Here is a 19,193-nt window from a genome sequence, read left to right on the forward strand (position 1 = left end):
TAGGTTTGATTTTAAATAGAGAAGAAGCTGGCATAACGGATGTAATAGGATAGATATAAAAATAACATCCCCATGTTTCGCAACTACATCACCATCGCCTGGCGTAATCTTACAAGATATAAGCTGTTTACGCTGATCAATATTGCTGGTCTGGCTGTTGGCCTGGCTGCTTGTTGGTTGTTATTACTATATGTACAGCATGAAACGAGCTATGAAAATTTTCTTCCGGAGCAACAACGTATCTACCGTGCGGTAAATACTGTCAGTTGGTCTGGAGGTAATATGAATGTAGCGGTTACCTCCGCGCCCTTTGGGCCTGTGTTGCAGCGTGATTATGAGGAAGTAGAATCGATGACCCGTGTTTTGTCTGATGGGGGAGGAACCTTTGAAGTGAACAACAAAAGATTTGAGCTACCTGCGGTATTTTTCACAGATCCGGACTTCTTCCAAATTTTTAAGTATCGCTTTATTGCTGGCACTGCTGCCGATGCGCTTACTACACCAGATGCAATGGTGATCACGCGTGAAACAGCTGTCAAACTTTTTGGGACTCCTGATAATGCAATAGGAAAAACGATCATCGCGGGAGCCCCAAATGTTTGTCGTATTACGGGCGTTATCGAAGATCTGCCTGGCAATTCGCATATACAATTCCAAGCGGTGAGGCCCTTGCCCGCTGGATTTGACGCTGACGGCTGGCAAAATTTCAATCTGTATACCTATCTCCTCCTGAAGCAAGGAGCCGCTGTACATACCCTTGAAACGAAGCTGGGCGGATTTTATGATCGCTATCTTAAAGATCATATGGGCGATGGCGTTAGTTACCACATGCTATTACAACCGCTTCACGACATTCATCTGCATTCAAACCTGGATTATGAATTAGGTCCCAATGGAAATATCACCTATGTATATATCTTCCTTTCCGCTGCCATATTGATTTTGCTTATTGCCTGCATCAATTATATGAACCTGGCAACAGCCAGAGCAACCTTGCGCATGAAAGAAGTTGGTCTGCGGAAAGTCCTGGGGTCTTTCAGATGGCAGGTTGCCGGCATGTTCCTCGCAGAATCACTGGTGATGGTAACTGTAGCTGGTATCATCGCAATCGGTATCGTGTGGTTGTCATTACCATATTTTAACGAAATCACGGGAACCATTTTTACACTTTGGGATTTTGGCGTCATGAAGTCATGGCTAGCTATCATATCAATCATTTTTGCTACCAGTCTATTAGCAGGATTATATCCGGCATTAGTAATATCTGGCTTCAGACCGGTGACTTCACTGAAAGGCTTTACTGGCAGTCGTTCTCATGGTATCTTCAGAAAAGGACTGGTTATATTTCAGTTCAGCGCTGCTATCATGCTAGCTGCAAGTGCCGTAGTAGCATACCGCCAGTTGCAATATGTGATGCATACCAATTTAGGATTTAATGCTGATCAGACATTGTCCTTTCATCTGCCTTCAGAAGCTTCCCGATATCGCATTCCAGCCATCAAGCAACAACTCTTGAATAATAAGCTGGTGCTTAACGTTGCTGCTGCCAGTAATCCTATGGGTGCAAATGATATAGGCTCTCACGGATATTTTTTTGAAAAAGATGGCAAAATATCCGAAGCTAGCTTGCTTGCACAGAATTTATTTGTGGATGCAGACTTTGTGAAAACAATGGATATCAAAATGGCCAGCGGCAGGAATTTTTCTGATACAGGTAATGCTGATAGATATAATACTGTTATCGTAAATGAAACCCTGGTTCAGAAAATGGGCTGGAAAGACCCTTTAGGTAAAAGAGTAGAACTGAAAATTGATAACAAAGGCACACGGGTGACATGCTATGTAATAGGTGTGGTAAAAGATTTTCATACATATTCTCTCCAGCATAAAATAGCGCCACTAGTGTTGGAAATGGCGCCACAGCAAACGATGGAAGACAATATCTATGTAAAGATCAGTAAAGATGATATCCCAGGTGCATTGAAACACATAGAAAGTGTATTTAAAGATTTCGATAAAGAACATGATTTCTCTTATGCTTTCCTGGATCAGAATTTCGCGAAGCAATATGTAGCGGAACGGAGGCAGGAAAAGCTTTTCATGATATTTACGATGCTGGCATTATTTATTGCTTGCCTGGGTTTATTAGGACTCGCAGCATTTATGGCTTCGCAGCGTATAAAAGAAATTGGTGTACGTAAAGTTTTGGGTGCTTCTACTTTCAGTATTGTAGGGTTACTCTCACAAGATTATCTGAAACTCCTTGTGGTGGCCATTTTGATAGCCGTGCCGGTGTCTGTGTGGATGATGAATAGTTGGTTGCAGCACTTTGCATATCATATTGAGCCGGGATTGGGCGTATTTATTATCACCGCGGTATCAGTATTATTGCTGGCTTTGTTGACGGTCAGTTTTTATGCCTGGAAATCAGCACTGGCAAATCCAGCAAAGAGTTTGAAGACGTTGGAGTGATTAGGGTTATACCGTTTCGAAGCATCTCATACTGATGCTGGCATTTTGGATTTCTTCGTAAGTAAAACGGATATCTTCTCCTTTATTTATCAAACCAAGTGTATATATCATTGGCAGATAATGATCATTGGTAGGAATGGATAATGCTGCCTCCTGGCCAAGGCGCTGATAGTGAATAAGGTCATCAAAGGCGCCTTGCTGTAATTTCTTTTTCACCGTTTCATCAAAACTAATGGCCCAGTCGAAGGGCTTAGCATGCAGCGAAAAGACAATCTCATAAAGATTATGAACGATATTTCCACTGCCAATGATCAGTACTCCTTTTTTACGTAAGGCTTTCAGCTCTGCTGCTAGTTTATAATGATATTCTGGTGGTTGATGATAGTCGATACTTAACTGGTATACAGGTATATCCGCTGCAGGATACATATGCCTTAATATAGTCCAGGCGCCATGATCCAGGCCCCAGTGATTATCTTCCACGACGGTGGTGCTGGTAATAAGTTTACCCGTTTCTATGGCTAGTTCAGGTGCGCCGGGCGCTGGATATTGTACCTGGTACAAGGCTTCCGGGAATCCACCGAAATCATGAATTGTTTTAGGTTGTATCGATACCAGTACATGTGTACCGTTTGTGAGCCAGTGTGCAGAAATTACCAGGATGGCGTGGGGTGTCATAGGTAGTGATTTGCTCATATTCCCCAACGCTTTTGTGAAAGCATTGTCACTAATGCCATTCATGGGATTTCCATGTCCGATGAACATCACCGGCATTTCGTCTGTATTAATAAAACTATCGCTGATATTTTTCAGATCGTGTAAATCCATGCGTTATATTTCTCTTTATATGAAATAATAACGTTGTGCAGGCGACCTTAGTTCAGGTGTATATTATAAGCGGCATGCAGCTTATGTTCTATTGTTTTTATCAGGAGAGATGCCTGCGTATACCCCTGGTCGATGATGGTTGTTTTACCATTGCGGAGCAGAAGTAAGGTGGGGTAGTTGTGGGCATATTTATCTGCCAGCGCAAAAGTCTCTTTTGTTTTCGCTTTGGTGGCGGCGCTGTTGAATTGTTCGGTAAAGACCTCAGGCGAAATATTTAAGGAGAGGGCGATGTCTTGATAAGTAATTGTATCATTCAGATCTTTTCCCAATATATAACGGGCATATTGAATTTCATGCATAAATGCCAGGGTTTGTTCTGGCCAGTTGTTTGCGGTGGTGACGATGGCTCTGGAAGGGATCTCGCTGTCGAGGATGCGGGACGGATCTTGCAGATATTGGTTATAGGCTGCAGAAAACTTTACGCCGCTACGTTCAGCGATTTTTATATCATATGATTTTATTTGGGAGATGAGCTGCCGGGATTGGCGTTGGGTATTATGTCCTGCCCACATACCAGCTGGCAGCACATGAAGTGGCAGCTGATCTGCGAAATGGGTTGCCATTATATTGATTTGTTCACTCATTGCATAACACCAGCCACAATAAGGGTCCATAACGTAAATCAGTTTCATGGTCAGTTAGTTTAAATGCCGCTGTAAATAAATACAGTTGAGGAAAGGAAAGGTTTATTCAAACTGGCGGCTGAAGTCGGCCAGTGAGATATGCTGTAATTTACCTATAAGTGCGTCTTCAACCTCAGCATAAAGGTTATCTAGATGAAGGTTTATCTGTTTTCCTACTGCGCAGTCCGGATTGGGCAGATTTCGGCTGTTTCCGAGTAGGGAAGATTGTTTGACGGCATTATAGATGTCAGCGAGCAGGATGGTTTCGGCTGGTTTGGCGAGCGTGGCGCCACCGTTTTTCCCTTCTTTGCTTTCTATTAGGCCATGGTTCCGTAGATTACTGATCTCTTTACGTACCAGTACAGGGTTACAATTGATACTGCCGGCAATGAGATCTGAAGACAATAATTCCCCTTCTGCCCTGGCTAGCAGGGTAAGAATATGCAATGATATGGGAAATCTGCCGTTATTCATTCTGTAATTCAAGATATTACAGTACGAAGATACGAATAAAGTCGCGCTTACCGAAATTAGTGGTGGGTGGTAAAGAAGTAAATGATGGATGCCACAACCAGTACCAGCACGATTAGTGTTACTACACAACCGTTTTTGTTAGGCTTTTTGACAGCATGTGAAAGGCCTCTGGCAGCCAGGAGACTTTCTACATCCTGTTTAGCCTGGAGTAAATCAATTTGCCGGCCTGGTAATTTGTTGTTTTCGGTAAGATAATATTTAATACCGTGGATAATACCGTGCGACAGACAGAGATCGATGGTTTGTTCGGCGATTGCTTTACGGCTAGCGTTGGAAGAGTGGCCAGGCATTACCACGCGCTGGCAATGATTACAGACGAGAATAGCGGCGTCTGAGCTGTTTTGTTCTGGTATAGCGCGAATAACATCATTACTGCCGCAGTATGGACATGCGGTTGAGGCAAGGTCTTTTACAGTGCTCATTAATGGAATATCAGTTTTTATAACATATGGAAGATAATAAAACATTTCGGGATTACTCCCGAAATATTTACTGCTTCTTGAGGTGTTCAGCGAATACTTTTTTAAATTTTTCCAGTTTTGGCTTAATTACAAAGTAGCAATATGGCTGAGAACCATTCTGATTATAATAATTCTGATGATAATCTTCTGCTTTATAAAATTCTTTAAAAGGGGCTATTTCGGTAACAATAGGTTTATCCCAGGCGCCAGATTCCTGCAGTTTCTTTTTGTAATATTCTGCTTTTTCTTTTTGTTCCTCATTATGATAGAAGATGACAGAACGATATTGGGTACCTACATCATTTCCCTGGCGGTTTAGCTGGGTAGGGTCGTGACTCACCCAAAATGCCTGCAGTAGCTCATCGTAGCTGATTTTAGTGGTGTCGTAAGTAACTTCGATTACTTCTGCATGGCCAGTTGTTCCTTCACTGACCTGTTCGTAGGAAGGATTTGGCACTGTACCTCCGGAAAATCCGGATTCAATCTTTACTACACCGTCCAATGTTTGGAACTGCGCTTCCGAACACCAGAAACATCCTGCACCAAAAGTTGCTGTTTGCAGTTTTGGATTATTTTTTAATTCCATATCTTCGTTGACTTTTTCTTTAGCAGCAGTTTTAGCTTTTTTATTTTGAGCGCAGGCAGAGAGCGCCGTAGTAAGCAGTAGAATGAATAACAAGTATTTTCGCATAAAATTAAATTTACTGGCGATGAACTAATATAAATGTAAGACGATATAGCGGCCCAAAAATCATAACGTAAATTTTATTTACGTGTAAAATGATACAAAAGAACCACAAGTTCAGTAACTTTAACATTCTTTTTGACTAAGAATGTAAAGGGATGCCCCCTACCCGTTTGTTGCCGGGCCAGCTGCCGCAGTCTTTTATCCTATTAAGCAAACTGAAATTGTAAATGAATTTACAGACTATCAACCGACGTGAGTAGCAGCATGTTGGATGGATGGTCTAATGATGATTAAACGAAGATTAAATTGAAATACTTTCCTGAATCTGCGCCAATGCAGTTGGAATTTGATAAAGTACAGGAGCTTCTCTCGGAGCACTGTAAAACGGAGCTTGGTAAGCAAATGGCTTCAGAACTCCGACTGCATACGCATATAGATTATGTCAGAACAGCCTTACAACAGGCGCACGAATATAAACAGCTCACACTTCTGCAAGAACATTTTCCGAATGATTTTGTGTTGAACCTGAAGACGGAGTTACGCTTACTTTCCATTCAGGGAGCTGTTTTATCTGGAGAACAAGTCATACAAATCCGCAGATTGGCGGAGAGTATGCATAGCATTACACGATTCTTTGACCACGACCGTAAGCTGCAATACAGCGGTTTACATGAAGTAATCAAGGATACGTACTACGAGAAAAAAATCACTGCGCTGATTGATGATGTGGTGGATGAGGTAGGACAGGTAAGAGACAATGCGAGCCAGGACCTGGCCAAAATCCGTATGTCGCTGTACCGTAAACGTACCGAATTACGCAAGGCATTTGACCGTATTTTGCAGAAACTGCATAAGTCGAATTACCTTGCCGATCAGCAAGAGGCCTTCCTCAACGGACGCCGTGTGGTAGCCATTTACGCAGAATATAAACGTCAGGTAAAAGGTATTATCCATGGTGAATCTGATACAGGAAAAACCACTTTCCTGGAGCCGGAAGATACCATTGAACTCAACAGTGAAGTACAGGCATTGGAACGCGAAGAAAGCAGAGAAGTATACCGTATACTCAAGCAGCTGACCGCTAACCTGGCCAACTACAGTGGTTTACTGAATAGTTATCATGATGTATTGGGGATATACGACTTTATTCGTGCGAAAGCTAAGTTGGCACTGGATATGGACGGTAACTTCCCGATGCTGATGCCACATGCAGAAGTACATCTTGTACAGGCTTATCACCCGTTATTGCTGTTATATAATCGCAAAAACAGTAAGCCGACCATCCCGGTAAATATCACGCTGGACAAGGATAACCATATCCTGGTGATCAGCGGACCGAATGCCGGTGGTAAAACTGTGACACTGAAAACGGTAGGACTGATACAGCTGATGCTGCAGGCAGGCTTGCTGGTGCCGGTGCACCCAACTTCCCAATTAGGCATCTTCAAACAGTTGATGATTCATATTGGGGATACCCAGTCATTGGAATTTGAGTTGAGTACTTACTCTTCTCATCTTAAAAACATGAAATATTTCATGGAAAATGCCAATGGCAGAACATTGTTCTTTATCGATGAATTAGGTAGTGGTTCTGACCCTAACCTGGGTGGTGCTTTTGCGGAGGTTATCATGGAAGAACTGGCGAAGAAACATGCGTTTGGTATTGTTACCACGCACTATCTGAACCTGAAAGTGATGGCCAACAAAGTAAAAGGTATCATCAACGGGGCCATGGGCTTTGATGAAGAGAACCTGTTACCGATGTATAAACTGATCGTTGGCAAACCAGGAAGCTCCTATACGTTTTCGATTGCGCAGCGTATCGGGCTTCATCCATCCCTGATCAACAGGGCCAAGAAACTGGTGGACGAAGGTCATTTTCAGCTGGATAAGCTGCTTAATAAAGCAGAACAGGATTTGCAGAAAGTAGAAGTTAAAGAGAAAGATCTGCAGAAATTGTTGAAGGAGAATGAAAGGCTGAAGAAAGAATATGAGATCCTGGCGGATAAGGAACGCAAGAATCAACAGATAACTTTTCTGAAATTGCAGAATAAGATCAAGGAAGATGATCTGCAGTATCTGAAAGATATGGAGCGTAAGCTGAAACAAATCGTGGTGGAATGGAAGCGTGCAGAGAAGAATGACGACCGCGAGAAAGTGATGAAGCAGGCAGAGATATTGTTGTTCCGCCGTCGAGAGAAACAGATCAACGAAAAGTTAGATAAGAAAGTACAGGACAAGTTCCAGGAAGTGGGCGGAAATGCTCAGGTAGGCGACCAGGTGAAGATCCTCACTAACAGGCAGGTAGGTAAACTAATCGAGATCCGTGATAAACGTGCGATCGTACAATTAGGTAAAATCCCTATCAATGTTAAGTTGAGTGACCTGGTGGTTGTCCAGGAAAAAATTACCGAAGAGGGAAACCAATAAAAAAGATCAAAGATGGAAGTAGCCAGCAAACCGCAGCAAATACCCGTTTATCGTTTGGAAGATTGTGCAGATGATTTTCCTTTCCTGATGTGCAGGATGACAGGAGTTAATCCTGTTGCGGAAGAATTTGCCACACCACATCGACACACAGGCTATAGTATAGATATAATAATAAAAGGTAGTATTCATCAGTCGGTGGATTTCAGGCAGCATGAAGTCACTGCGCCCGCAGTGATGTTGATGGAGCCAGATCAGGTGCATTTGCATCGTATGTCGCCAGACTGTGAGGCTATCTGTATCTATTTTACAGAAGAATTCCTTGCGTCGGAGTTGTTGGGAGTGGTGAGTTGCTGGCGTTGTATTTTTGGTTCTGGGGTTATTCCCTTGAATGAAGAACAACTGGAGGAGTTACTCTCATATGCACGTATGATAGAACGGGAATATGAGAGTAGCCGAATCCGGAGAGAAGAAATTATCCGTAACCTGTTGAATGCATTTATTATAGCATGTGGTCGTATATCCGAACCAGTTACCAGGGAGTCGGACAAGATCTGGCTGAATGTAGAAAGCAGCCAATATAATATGGCTCGTCAGTTTAAGGTGCTGGTAGATCAGCATTATCGCGTAAAACCACAGGTTTCAGATTATGCTGAAATGTTATTTGTGACACCCGGACATCTCAACGATACTGTAAAAGCCCTGATGGGGAGAAATGCGAAATACGTGATTGATGAGAAGCGTATATTGGAAGCAAAGCGGCTACTGTATTGGGGAGAGCACTCTGTGAAGCAGATTGCCTCGCATCTGAATTTTGAGGACGACGCCTATTTCAACCGATTTTTTAAGAAGCATACCGGACAAACTCCAGCAGTGTTTCAACGAGAAAGCCGTGAAAAGTACAATTAAACCCGTAAAAATTTAAATCATTTAGATTTATAATTTTCTATTTTTGCATCGTGAAATTAAAATAATGACGCTGCCCGTACGTCATTTAAAAATTGAAAGCCATGAAAATTTGTTAGCGGAAAAACCGCACATCTTCAGAATTGCTTAATTAATTCATTTACAGGAGTAACATATTGCTGTACTTGTTCGTATAACTATACTTATTACTGAGATAGTTCTGCGTACGTGATAGTTTTGCGCTCGATGTATAAACTTTGTGCCCGTAAAGTTTATGCACGTCACAGGTGTATTGCTATGCAATTGTCTGCTGTATTCTCACGCCCGATTGCTTTCATTGATATGGATTGCTGCGAAGCAAGGCTGCCTTTTATTGGCCTGTGTCGCAACGGGGGATTTTATTTTTAGTCGTCAAAAAAAATGTAGAATGAAACCATTGAAATCAACATTAACAACATTGCCGGCAGGCTTACTTTATAGTTTTTTTGTTCTTTCGGTATTGTCTGCCTGTAGCACATCACAGGCAAAAAATGAGGCACCGCCACCAGCAGCGTTGCCGGTAATTAAAGCAGTTGCATTACCAGCTACCACGTTCCAGGATTTTCCTGCTTCGATAGAAGGAACACGTGACGTGGAAATAAGACCACAGGTAGATGGTTACCTAACGAATATTTCAGTAGATGAAGGAGCTTACGTTAGAAAAGGTCAAACACTTTTCTCGATAGACAGAAGACCATATGTAGAGCAACTCAACACTGCTACTGCAAATCTGCAAGCTGCAACAGCGGCATTGGAGAATGCAAAAATCAACGTTGATAAATTGAAACCGCTACTGAGTAATAATGTGGTATCGGATGTTCAGTTAAAATCTGCCGAAGCAAGTTACAATTCTGCGAAAGCGAATGTTGCCCAGGCGCAGGCCCAGGTGGAAGCTGCCCGTATCAACCTTGGGTTCACCAATATTAGTGCACCCAGCGATGGTTATGTTGGTAGTATTCCCTTTAAAACAGGAAGCCTTGTTAGCAGAGGAATGACAGGCGCATTGACTACTATTTCTGAAGTAAAGGATATGCGTATTTATTTTTCTTTCAGTGAAACAGATTTTCTCAAATTCAAGGAAAAATATCCAGGTAATACTTTTGCTGAAAAAGTAAAAGGAATGCCACCGGTAGAATTAATCCTGGCAGATGGCAGTGTTTATCCTGAAAAAGGAAAAGTTGAAATAGTGGAAGGTCAGTTTGACAAAACTATTGGTGCAATTAGTTTACGCGCCAGCTTCCCTAATGCGCAGGGCGTGCTTAGAAGTGGCAGTACTGGTAAAGTCAGGGTACCTACTTTACATGCTGCTGCATTGGTAGTTCCTCAGGAAGCCACGTTTGAATTGCAGGACAAAGTATTCGTTTATACCGTGGCCGATAGTAATAAAATCGTTACAAAACCACTTACCATTTCCGGCAAAACGTCTAATTATTATTTTGTTACTGATGGCGTAAAGGAGGGAGATAAGATTGTATTATCTTCTCAGTCTACCATGATGATGGGTGGTTTAAAAGATGGTGTTGTTATTCAGCCGCAGATGGTATCTGTAGACAGTTTGCTGAAAACAAAGCCACTGCTTTAAAATAATAAGCGTGAAAGCACGCCAGTGTTAAGAGCGTTTACACAAAACATTATTCAAATTGCGACACAGGCAGTGTTATTACACACATGCACTGTTTGTGCTCGTGCGGACATACCGCAACCATAATTGTTATTTATGTTAAAACGATTTATTGAAAGGCCGGTATTATCTACGGTTATTTCTATCATATTGGTTATACTGGGAGGGTTGGCTTTATTCACCTTGCCTACGGCTTTATTTCCTGAGATTGCGCCGCCATCTGTACAGGTGATAGCCAATTATCCAGGCGCCAACGGGGAGGTGATATCCCGTACAGTTGCTACCCCGATAGAAGAATCGGTAAATGGTGTGGAGAACATGACGTACATGACCTCCAACTCCAACAACGATGGTAGCTACATCCTGACCGTTTTTTTCAAACAGGGAACGAATCCTGATATTGCGGCAGTAAACGTACAAAACCGCGTATCTAAAGCGAATAGCCAGCTGCCTCCGGAAGTATTACAAGCCGGGCTTTCTACACAGAAAGTACAGAGTAGCTTCCTGATGTTTGTGGCGTTATATAGTGAGGACAGTGTTAAGTATAACGAACTGTTCTTAAATAACTATGCAAGGATTAATATCATCCCCCAGTTACAGCGTATACCAGGAGTGGCACAGGTACAGCCATTTGGTTCGAAAGATTATTCAATGCGTATCTGGTTGAAACCTGACAGGCTTGTTGCTAACAATCTTTCTACAGCAGAAGTGATGAATGCGATCAGAGATCAGAACGTAGAAGCTGCACCAGGACGTTTGGGACAAAGTAGTAAAGAATCTTTCGAGTATATTATTAAATACAAGGGAAAGTTAAATAAGCCGGAAGAGTATGAAAACATGGTGATTAAGGCAAAGAACGATGGTTCCGTTCTTCGCCTGAAAGATTTGGCCAGGATTGAATTGGGAGGCTATACTTATACTGCTTCGAATTTGCTGGATGGCAAACCGGCTACTGGTTTTGGTATTGTGCAGACACCAGGTTCCAATGCCAATGAAATTCTTACCGAACTGGAAAGACAGATTGGAGAATTTGACAAGGCGTTACCAGGAGGTATGAAGTTTAAGATCATGTATAACTCGAAGGAGTTTTTGGATGCATCTATTGATCAGGTAAAAGAAACACTGATCATTGCGTTCATCCTTGTGGCCATCGTGGTGTTCATTTTCCTGCAGGATTTTCGTTCTACATTGATCCCGGTAATTGCGGTTCCTGTTTCGATTATAGGTACCTTCTTCTTCCTGCAATTATTCGGCTTCAGTATTAACTTGCTTACCTTGTTTGCATTGGTACTGGCTATTGGTATTGTGGTGGATGACGCCATTGTGGTGGTAGAGGCCGTACACTCAACGATGGAACGAGAGCATTTGCCGGCAAGAGAGGCAACCGTTAAAACGATGAGTGAGATATCCGGTGCGATTGTCTCTATCACATTGGTAATGGCAGCAGTGTTTATACCAGTGAGTTTTGTACAGGGCCCTGCAGGCGTCTTCTATAAACAATTCGCCTTTACACTGGCTATAGCCATCTTTATTTCTGCGGTGAATGCGTTGACGTTAAGTCCGGCGTTATGTGCTTTATTCTTAAAGAACCAGCACATAGGCGAAGGTGGAAAGAAAAAAGGTTTTGGTGCCCGCTTCTTCGATGCGTTTAATACCGCTTTTAATGCCATGACGGCAAGATATATACGGAGCATCAAGTTTCTGCTGAAGAACAGATGGGTGGCCATTACCGGATTATTGCTTGTGGTGGTGGCTACAGTTTGGCTGATTAAAACAACACCTACCGGGTTTATTCCGGACGAGGACCAGGGATTCGTAGTTGGTATTACCCAAACACCTCCCGGTAGTTCACTTAGCAGAACGGAGAATGCAACAAGCCAGATTAGTAAAATTGTGATGCACGATGAGGGTGTGAGCGATGTATGGGCTGCAAATGGGATGAACTTCGTAACAAATGCGAACGCTTCCCCTAATGCTGCGATATTCGTAAGGTTAAAAGATCGTAAGGAGAGAGGAGCTATAAAAGACCCGACTGCTATTGCTGGTGGTTTGTTAGGCAAATCAACACAAGTACATGATGCCTTGACTTTCTTTGTTGGTTTCCCAACCATACAAGGTTTTGGTAACGTGAGTGGAGTTGAGATGATGTTGCAGGACAGAACAAACGGATCGCTGGAGAAATTGGCAGGAACAGCATGGGGTTTTGTTGGTGCATTAAGTCAGCGGCCGGAAGTGGCAAATGCGTTCACTACTTTTAATACAGGTAACCCACAATACACCATTGATATCGATGAGGTAAAAGTGAAACAATTGGGTGTATCCGTTGGTGATTTGTTGAGTACGCTGCAAACATATTATGGTAGTAGTTTCGTTTCAGACTTTAACCGTTTCGGGAAATATAGTCGTGTAATGGCGCAGGCCGATGTTTCGTACCGGATGGATAAAAGTTCGCTGGATGCTATTTATGTAAAAAACAACCTGGGTACGATGGTACCGGTAAGTACAGTAGCCAAATTCACACGTGTATATGGTCCAGAAACAGTTACAAGAAACAACCTGTATACTGCTGTTACCATTAACGCTACCCCCAAACCAGGTTATAGTACCGGTGATGTAATTAAAGCCATTGAAGAAGTATCGAAAAAGGCATTGCCACAAGGATATGCCTATGAGTTTACAGGTATTACGAGAGAAGAGATAAGAGCTGGAAACCAAACTGCGTTCGTGTTTTTTTTGAGCGTATTGTTTGTATTCTTCCTGCTGGCTGCACAGTATGAAAGCTATATCCTGCCACTGGCGGTAATCCTCACCGTACCTACGGGTATATTAGGAGTATATAGTTTCATTGGCCTGAGCGGTATAGAGGGAAATATCTACGTACAAATAGGTATGATCATGTTGATAGGATTATTGGCTAAAAATGCGATCCTGATTGTGGAGTTTGCGATACAACGGAGAAAGGCGGGCTATAAGCTTGTTCAGGCGGCTTTGGAAGCAGCACAGCTTCGTCTTCGTCCAATATTGATGACATCCTTTGCCTTTATTGTTGGTATGTTGCCATTAATTTTTACACAAGGTGCATCTGCCAAAGGCAATCATTCAATAGGCTGGAGTACAGTAGGTGGTATGTTTACCGGGGTGGTCCTCGGGATATTCATTATACCTGTGCTGTTTGTAATTTTCCAGTTCCTGCAGGAGAAAGTGAGCCGTAAGAAAAATGTGGCGCATGTAGAGGAAGAAGAGGCAGAGCTGGTATATTAATTATCTATTTCGCTAAGAAAAAAGAAAATGAAAAGTTTAAATATCAAACCATATTTCATCTTGATGTCTTTAGTTGTAGGTTTAGCAGCATGTCGGGTGGGTCGCAATTATGAGCGGCCCCCGATGGCGCTGCCTGCACAATTTAATGGTGCGGCGCCTTCAGACAGCAGCATTGCAGGGATGGAATGGAGACAATTTTTTACAGATCCGGTATTACAGGCATTGATTGATAGAGCGGTGAAGGGTAACCTGGATTTGCAGCTGGCCATGAAGAGAGTGGATGCTTCGCAGCAATATCTGAAGCAAGCGAAAGTGGCCTGGGCGCCGTCTTTTACCGGTAATGTGAGTGCATCTACCAGCTTCCCATCAAAGAATAGTTTGAATGGAGTTAGTATGACCAACTTCGGTTTAGGTGATCATATCGAAGATTATACACTGGGCGTGAATATGTCCTGGGAGATAGATATCTGGGGTAAGATCCGTCGTCAGAAAGAAGCGGCTTTGGCCAGTTATCTGCAGACTTACGAAGGAGCGCATGCCGTGCAGACCAGTATTGTTTCAGGCATTGCCAATAGTTATTTCAATTTATTGATGCTGGATAAGCAGTTGGAAGTGGCACAAAAAAATGTGGCGCTCAGCGATACTATTGTGAAGGTGATGCGTTTGCAGAAGGCGGCGGGTGAAGTGACAGAGCTGGCGATTCAGCAGGCTTTATCACAGCAGCAGACAGCTGCTTTGCTGGTACCTCAGTTGGAGCAGGCTATTGCGATCCAGGAGAATGCTATTCAGATTTTGACAGGAGAACTGCCAGGTAAGGTGGCTCGTGACCGTAAGCTGCGTGATTTCGTGGTGCCGGAGAGCTTACCTACAGGTATTCCAGCGGATATGATTAGTCGTCGTCCGGATGTAAGGGCTAGTGAGATGGGATTGGTAGCGGCTAATGCGAGAGTAGGTGCAGCGCAGGGGAATATGTACCCACAGCTGACTATTACAGGTAGTGGCGGTCTGAATGCCTTTAAAACCAGCAATTGGTTCACTATTCCGGCTTCTTTGTTTGGAACAGTGGCAGGAGGGCTTACGCAGCCGATCTTCCAGAAAAGGGCTTTAAAAACGCAATTAGAGGTAGCCAGGATAGAACGTGACCAGGCAGCGATTACTTTCAGACAATCGGCATTGTATGCTATTGGTGAGGTGAGTGATGCATTGGTGAAGTTGGATAAAGTGAAGGTGCGTCAGGAATTGGTGGCAGCGCAGGTACAAACAACACAGCAGGCTATCAACCAGGCGCAGATGTTGTTCCGCAGTGGAATGGCTAACTACCTGGAGGTGATTACAGCACAGAGCAGGTCACTGGAATCAGAATTGAATCAGGCCAGCATAGATAGGGAGCGTTTGTCTGCGATGGTAGACTTATACCGTTCCCTTGGTGGTGGTTGGAAATAAGATACTCAGGAAGTACGGGCCAGGAGGAAAGAGAGATGAATCAGTCATAGCTATATAAGAAGACCCACAAAATAGACAGGAATTAGATAAATGGCCTGGTTCGTACATCCTTAGTTTTGAAGCGCAAAGCAGTGTGATAGCGGATTTTAGAATATTTTTTAAAATTATTTTGGAGATATCGATTCGTTTCATACCTTTGCGCTCCATCAGGAGAGTTGGCAGAGCGGTCGATTGCGGCAGTCTTGAAAACTGTTGACTGTAACAGGTCCCGGGGTTCGAATCCCTGACTCTCCGCAGAAGGGGATAAATCATCACTAAGATGATTTATCCCCTTTCCTTTTTCGTCTGTATTGCCCGCCTGTAGCTCGATGAGCTGAATGATAAAATTTAATTTAAGGGGTCGAAATGACTGATTTTCCTGAATAAATAATAAACCATCAGGAAATAGCAGATTTTGAAGGGTTTCCTGAACACCAACATCGCTGGATTCCCATATCATACTGAGTTTGCTGCTAAAGGTAACGGCTTCGTATACACTTTCAGAAAGGGTCGAAATGCTGTTTTGACATTCTTGTAAAAGTTTGGTGATTTGCTGCCTTTCTTCACAATAGCGGTCATGGTATTTATGGAATGTTTCTTGACCCATTTCTCCAAGCGCATAATATTTTTCTTCAATGGATTCGATCTTCTTATTTATTTCTGTTAATTGGGCTGTTAAGCCAGATTTTTGATCCATTCTGTCTTTGGTCGCCTCGTTGTAATAGTTTGCCAGTTCATAGTATACAGCAGGTAGAAGCTGCTCTTTAACGAAATATTTTTTTAGTTCAGTCTTGTAGAGTTCATGTAAGGCATCTGCATTCTTGTGAAAGCTGCAACCCGTGGTTCTGCATTTGTAATAATAGATGATACGGATGGTCTTTTGGGTTTTCTTTTTCCTGGCATAGCCTGTAATAGGTTGTTTGCAGGTGCCACATTTAACATGAACCTTTAAAGGGAGGTATTTATTTTCTCTTTCATGAGGTACACCATAACCGGGTGAACTCTGATGTACTTCATTGATTTTTAAAAATAAATCAGGGCTAATTAATTTCTCATGATTTCCTTCAATAACTCTACCATCCAATAAACCATGATTAATCAACCCACAATAGAATGGTTTCTTGAAAATTTTTGTTAGTAGTTGCGGGTACATTTTTAAACCCAGTCCTTTGAGCCTTTGAATAATTTCTTCATTTTTCATCCCCTCACCCTTCCAAACAAAAGCGTATCTTAACTTTTTACCGACTTCATTTACTACGATCTTTCTTACTTTATTCTGTTTGACAACAGAATAACCGAAAGGAAGTCTGGTAACCCATTCTCCTTTTTCAAATTTTGCGGTCATCCCATCAATCATTCTTTTTCTTCTCAATTTATTCTCATAGTTACTCATGAGAAATTGCATATTCTGACTGAAAATCCCACTTTCATCCTTAACATTGGTTGGTTGGGCAAGTGAATATAGGGCAATACCATATTTTACCCTTAGTTCCTCAGCTATCCCCATCCCACCTACACCTGTACGGCTAAAGCGGTCGGTCATATATACCCAAATCTCACTGATCTTTTGAGGGCTGCTTTTATTGTTCTTTTTAACAAAATCTAGCATCTTTTTAAACTCTTTTCTGTCGTCTGTTTTGGCACTTTCATGTGTGCCGCCAAATCTAGCTACAATGATTTTACCGGTTCTTTCTGCATGTTCATCAAAATATTTGTTCTGGTTCTCCAGGCTTAATCCATCCGTTTGTTTCTTTGTAGATACTCTGGATAATGTTACTACATAAAGAGTGTCTAAAAGAGGTTTAGTATGTTGTTGTTTTATACCAAATTGATTAAATAGTGCAAGTTTTTCTGTCATGCTGCTTTATTTTGTTGGTCATGGTATTGGGTTTCATTTATTAGTTGACTATCAATATTAAGCTCCTTGTTTCTGTTAACCGAGAAGTCATATAACAGCTTACAAAACAGCCTTATAGAATGAATAATTTCTGTTGCTTTTTCATCATTAATTTCTATGCTGGTTAGTTCCCTAAGTTTATCAGGAGTAAGAGGTTCATTTTTGGGGTTAATAGCAAAAATGTTTTTCTTATCCTTATGTGTGAGGGTTAGTTTATTCATAGGGTAAATGTTTTCCGCAATATGACAAATCTGGAAAACTCGCTTTCCAGATTTGTTCAGTATTGTGCCATGTTGAGTTAAATAATTACGACAGTTGCTCAAAAATGTTTTCTATAGAGAGTTATTCTGAATATGTTCCCGGTACTCCAATTTTCTCCAATATTATTTTGACCTGAACAACAGTGTAGTAATGGCCCTTTTTTTCACCGATTTCATTTTTAAATGGTTGTAACCATTTCTTTAGGGTTTTATCGCAAACACCATAAAATTTTGATAAAGTCTTGGGACTGTAGGGTTTTAAAGCAAAATGATTCATGAGGATAGGCTTTAATGGGTTAGTGCTAAGTACGATATGAATTAAATTAAATTTAATACACAAGAAAAGCCCCCAAAGGGTACCGGTACCCTCTATGTTGTTGAAAATGAATTTGTTGGCTCAGTATTTTTTGTTTGAGGAAATCGTATTATAATTCTTTTAGTAATCCAGTCATTTTAGCAAAGGTTTTTTGGAGATCTAAATAAGCTGAAGCCGGTGTTTTGTTGGATTTTCTTTTCAGGCTTCCATAGGAGATACTATCAGATTTTTGGGTGGTAAAATTATTTACGACAACTCTAAAAATCTCAGACCTGTTCTCGTTAAGAATAATGCCAGCTTTCACCATTACTTTTATGATTAATGCAAGTACCGGCATGGATATAGATAGACGTATTTTATCCTGTGTTTTGTTCCTGACTATTGGACTTACTACGTCCTTGCTTTTAATAATTTCCTCAGTAAATAAATATTGATGAGTGTTACGAATGGATTGAAGTAATTGCTCTCTCAGTGAGGGTAGTTTAGGGTTGAAAAAGAAGTCAGGGTCATATCTTGTTTGCTCAATGGAATTAATATACCATGAAAGTTTGTCTAGTTGTTTTTTTCTTTCTGGAATCTGTGAGATTTGGATATTCAACCAGTAACTATAATGCAGAACAAATCGTGGAGAATTGAAATTTAGTTGTAATAGAATGATATGGCATTCAAATGTCAAATCTATACTATCATCCGCGTCTAGCAGATCTTTGAGGCTGCTGGATAGTTTCATTAAATATTCTAATTCACGATAAGTAATATGACTGTCTTCCTCCAAAAACTGTCTGAATGGTTGTAATACCACACGAAACAAAATATTATCCATTGTAGCGTTTTCTAAAATTGGATGAAGTGATGAAATTTTCTTCCTTAAATCTGATCGGGATTGCCTAGCATTGTAATAGCTAATAGCGATGTTAGTATCAAAGTATTCGGGTAGATGTTGGTGAATGAACTGTAATAGGTCTTCCAGGATTGAGCATATCTTCAAATAAAATGTAACTATTTCCTTTGTTAATTGGTATTCCGTTGAATGGATATACGTAGCAATCAAATCGGTAATTGAATTAATGCCGACCTGGTGAGCGTAAATGAATTTCATTGTTATGACAGGCTCTTTTCCTATTGCTTTATTCAGGAAATAAGTACATGCGATTTCCTTTTCTGAATGGGCGAAAGAAATATGATTTTTTAAATTCGTATCGGTTAGTCGCTGTAAGATTATCTCAGGATGAATGTCGAATCTTACCCATTTTTCAAGGGAGTTCAATTGATAAATCATAGGGTAGTAATACAGAATTTATGCTGATGGGTTACATGA

At 41.6% G+C, this 19,193-nt stretch carries 14 protein-coding genes, 1 tRNA gene and 1 pseudogene; 7 read left to right on the top strand and 9 right to left on the bottom strand.

Going from position 1 to position 19,193, the window contains the following annotated elements:
* Nucleotides 1-72 precede the first annotated feature (72 nt).
* A complete protein-coding gene (locus ACE38W_RS00730) occupies nt 73-2,472 on the top strand; it encodes an ABC transporter permease (RefSeq protein ID WP_375828291.1) in 2,400 nt (799 codons plus the stop codon).
* A 6-nt stretch (nt 2,473-2,478) separates the two neighbouring features.
* Here the strand turns inward: ACE38W_RS00730 and ygiD are convergent, their stop codons facing one another.
* The 5 genes from ygiD to msrA all read right to left on the bottom strand — a co-directional run bounded on the left by ygiD (nt 2,479) and on the right by msrA (nt 5,669).
* Nucleotides 2,479-3,300, bottom strand: coding sequence for a 4,5-DOPA dioxygenase extradiol (gene ygiD, locus ACE38W_RS00735; RefSeq protein WP_375828293.1), 822 nt, complete (start codon nt 3,298-3,300; stop codon nt 2,479-2,481).
* Between the two features lie 47 nt (nt 3,301-3,347).
* Nucleotides 3,348-3,992 (bottom strand): DsbA family protein, encoded by a 645-nt coding sequence (locus ACE38W_RS00740; protein ID WP_375828294.1) that lies wholly within the window; start codon nt 3,990-3,992, stop codon nt 3,348-3,350.
* 54 nt (nt 3,993-4,046) lie between these two features.
* Entirely contained in the window at nt 4,047-4,457 is a 411-nt protein-coding gene (locus tag ACE38W_RS00745) for an RrF2 family transcriptional regulator (RefSeq protein ID WP_375828295.1), read from the bottom strand.
* Between the two features lie 56 nt (nt 4,458-4,513).
* Entirely contained in the window at nt 4,514-4,939 is a 426-nt protein-coding gene (locus tag ACE38W_RS00750) for a hypothetical protein (protein WP_375828296.1), read from the bottom strand.
* Nucleotides 4,940-5,006: 67 nt separating this feature from the next.
* The gene (msrA, locus tag ACE38W_RS00755; protein ID WP_375828297.1) at nt 5,007-5,669 is read right to left on the bottom strand and encodes a peptide-methionine (S)-S-oxide reductase MsrA; all 663 of its coding nucleotides are present in this window, start codon (nt 5,667-5,669) and stop codon (nt 5,007-5,009) included.
* 303 nt (nt 5,670-5,972) lie between these two features.
* Here msrA and ACE38W_RS00760 point away from each other — a divergent pair, with 303 nt between their 5' ends.
* The 6 genes from ACE38W_RS00760 to ACE38W_RS00785 all read left to right on the top strand — a co-directional run bounded on the left by ACE38W_RS00760 (nt 5,973) and on the right by ACE38W_RS00785 (nt 15,657).
* Nucleotides 5,973-8,096, top strand: a complete 2,124-nt coding sequence (locus ACE38W_RS00760) for an endonuclease MutS2 (RefSeq protein ID WP_375828298.1) — start codon at nt 5,973-5,975, stop codon at nt 8,094-8,096.
* 12 nt (nt 8,097-8,108) lie between these two features.
* Nucleotides 8,109-9,002 (top strand): helix-turn-helix domain-containing protein, encoded by an 894-nt coding sequence (locus ACE38W_RS00765; RefSeq protein WP_375828300.1) that lies wholly within the window; start codon nt 8,109-8,111, stop codon nt 9,000-9,002.
* Nucleotides 9,003-9,426: 424 nt separating this feature from the next.
* Nucleotides 9,427-10,620: an efflux RND transporter periplasmic adaptor subunit gene (locus ACE38W_RS00770; RefSeq protein WP_375828301.1), complete on the top strand. Its 1,194-nt coding sequence runs from the start codon at nt 9,427-9,429 to the stop codon at nt 10,618-10,620.
* 135 nt (nt 10,621-10,755) lie between these two features.
* A complete protein-coding gene (locus ACE38W_RS00775; RefSeq protein ID WP_375828302.1) occupies nt 10,756-13,920 on the top strand; it encodes an efflux RND transporter permease subunit in 3,165 nt (1,054 codons plus the stop codon).
* 63 nt (nt 13,921-13,983) lie between these two features.
* Nucleotides 13,984-15,363: an efflux transporter outer membrane subunit gene (locus tag ACE38W_RS00780; RefSeq protein ID WP_375828303.1), complete on the top strand. Its 1,380-nt coding sequence runs from the start codon at nt 13,984-13,986 to the stop codon at nt 15,361-15,363.
* 209 nt (nt 15,364-15,572) lie between these two features.
* Nucleotides 15,573-15,657: transfer RNA gene (locus ACE38W_RS00785), tRNA-Ser, on the top strand.
* A gap of 769 nt (nt 15,658-16,426) precedes the next feature.
* Here the strand turns inward: ACE38W_RS00785 and ACE38W_RS00790 are convergent.
* From ACE38W_RS00790 to ACE38W_RS00805, 4 genes and pseudogenes are all read right to left on the bottom strand, one after another.
* Nucleotides 16,427-17,260 (bottom strand): annotated as a pseudogene (locus ACE38W_RS00790) (recombinase family protein); the annotation flags it as partial.
* Complete coding sequence (locus ACE38W_RS00795; RefSeq protein ID WP_375828305.1) at nt 17,257-17,520, bottom strand: hypothetical protein; 264 nt, start codon at nt 17,518-17,520, stop codon at nt 17,257-17,259. The pseudogene ACE38W_RS00790 and the gene ACE38W_RS00795, both read right to left, overlap by 4 nt.
* Before the next feature lie 121 nt (nt 17,521-17,641).
* On the bottom strand, nt 17,642-17,836 hold the full coding sequence (locus tag ACE38W_RS00800) for a hypothetical protein (protein ID WP_375828306.1): 195 nt from the start codon (nt 17,834-17,836) through the stop codon (nt 17,642-17,644).
* A gap of 148 nt (nt 17,837-17,984) precedes the next feature.
* Nucleotides 17,985-19,154 carry a hypothetical protein gene (locus ACE38W_RS00805; protein ID WP_375828308.1) on the bottom strand — a complete coding sequence of 390 codons (1,170 nt, stop codon included), beginning with the start codon at nt 19,152-19,154 and terminating at the stop codon, nt 17,985-17,987.
* Nucleotides 19,155-19,193 lie beyond the last annotated feature (39 nt).

Source organism: Chitinophaga sp. Hz27 (assembly GCF_042263525.1).
Classification (GTDB): domain Bacteria; phylum Bacteroidota; class Bacteroidia; order Chitinophagales; family Chitinophagaceae; genus Chitinophaga.

Excerpts from the sequence above, each read along its gene's own strand:
- ACE38W_RS00780 (WP_375828303.1), top strand. The coding sequence starts at position 13,984 with ATGTCTTTAGTTGTAGGTTTAGCAGCATGTCGGGTGGGTCGCAATTAT.
- ACE38W_RS00745 (WP_375828295.1), bottom strand. The coding sequence starts at position 4,457 with ATGAATAACGGCAGATTTCCCATATCATTGCATATTCTTACCCTGCTA.
- ACE38W_RS00750 (WP_375828296.1), bottom strand. The coding sequence starts at position 4,939 with ATGAGCACTGTAAAAGACCTTGCCTCAACCGCATGTCCATACTGCGGC.
- ACE38W_RS00730 (WP_375828291.1), top strand. The coding sequence starts at position 73 with ATGTTTCGCAACTACATCACCATCGCCTGGCGTAATCTTACAAGATAT.
- ACE38W_RS00805 (WP_375828308.1), bottom strand. The coding sequence starts at position 19,154 with ATGATTTATCAATTGAACTCCCTTGAAAAATGGGTAAGATTCGACATT.
- ACE38W_RS00770 (WP_375828301.1), top strand. The coding sequence starts at position 9,427 with ATGAAACCATTGAAATCAACATTAACAACATTGCCGGCAGGCTTACTT.
- msrA (WP_375828297.1), bottom strand. The coding sequence starts at position 5,669 with ATGCGAAAATACTTGTTATTCATTCTACTGCTTACTACGGCGCTCTCT.
- ACE38W_RS00775 (WP_375828302.1), top strand. The coding sequence starts at position 10,756 with ATGTTAAAACGATTTATTGAAAGGCCGGTATTATCTACGGTTATTTCT.
- ACE38W_RS00800 (WP_375828306.1), bottom strand. The coding sequence starts at position 17,836 with ATGAATCATTTTGCTTTAAAACCCTACAGTCCCAAGACTTTATCAAAA.
- ygiD (WP_375828293.1), bottom strand. The coding sequence starts at position 3,300 with ATGGATTTACACGATCTGAAAAATATCAGCGATAGTTTTATTAATACA.
- ACE38W_RS00740 (WP_375828294.1), bottom strand. The coding sequence starts at position 3,992 with ATGAAACTGATTTACGTTATGGACCCTTATTGTGGCTGGTGTTATGCA.
- ACE38W_RS00765 (WP_375828300.1), top strand. The coding sequence starts at position 8,109 with ATGGAAGTAGCCAGCAAACCGCAGCAAATACCCGTTTATCGTTTGGAA.
- ACE38W_RS00795 (WP_375828305.1), bottom strand. The coding sequence starts at position 17,520 with ATGAATAAACTAACCCTCACACATAAGGATAAGAAAAACATTTTTGCT.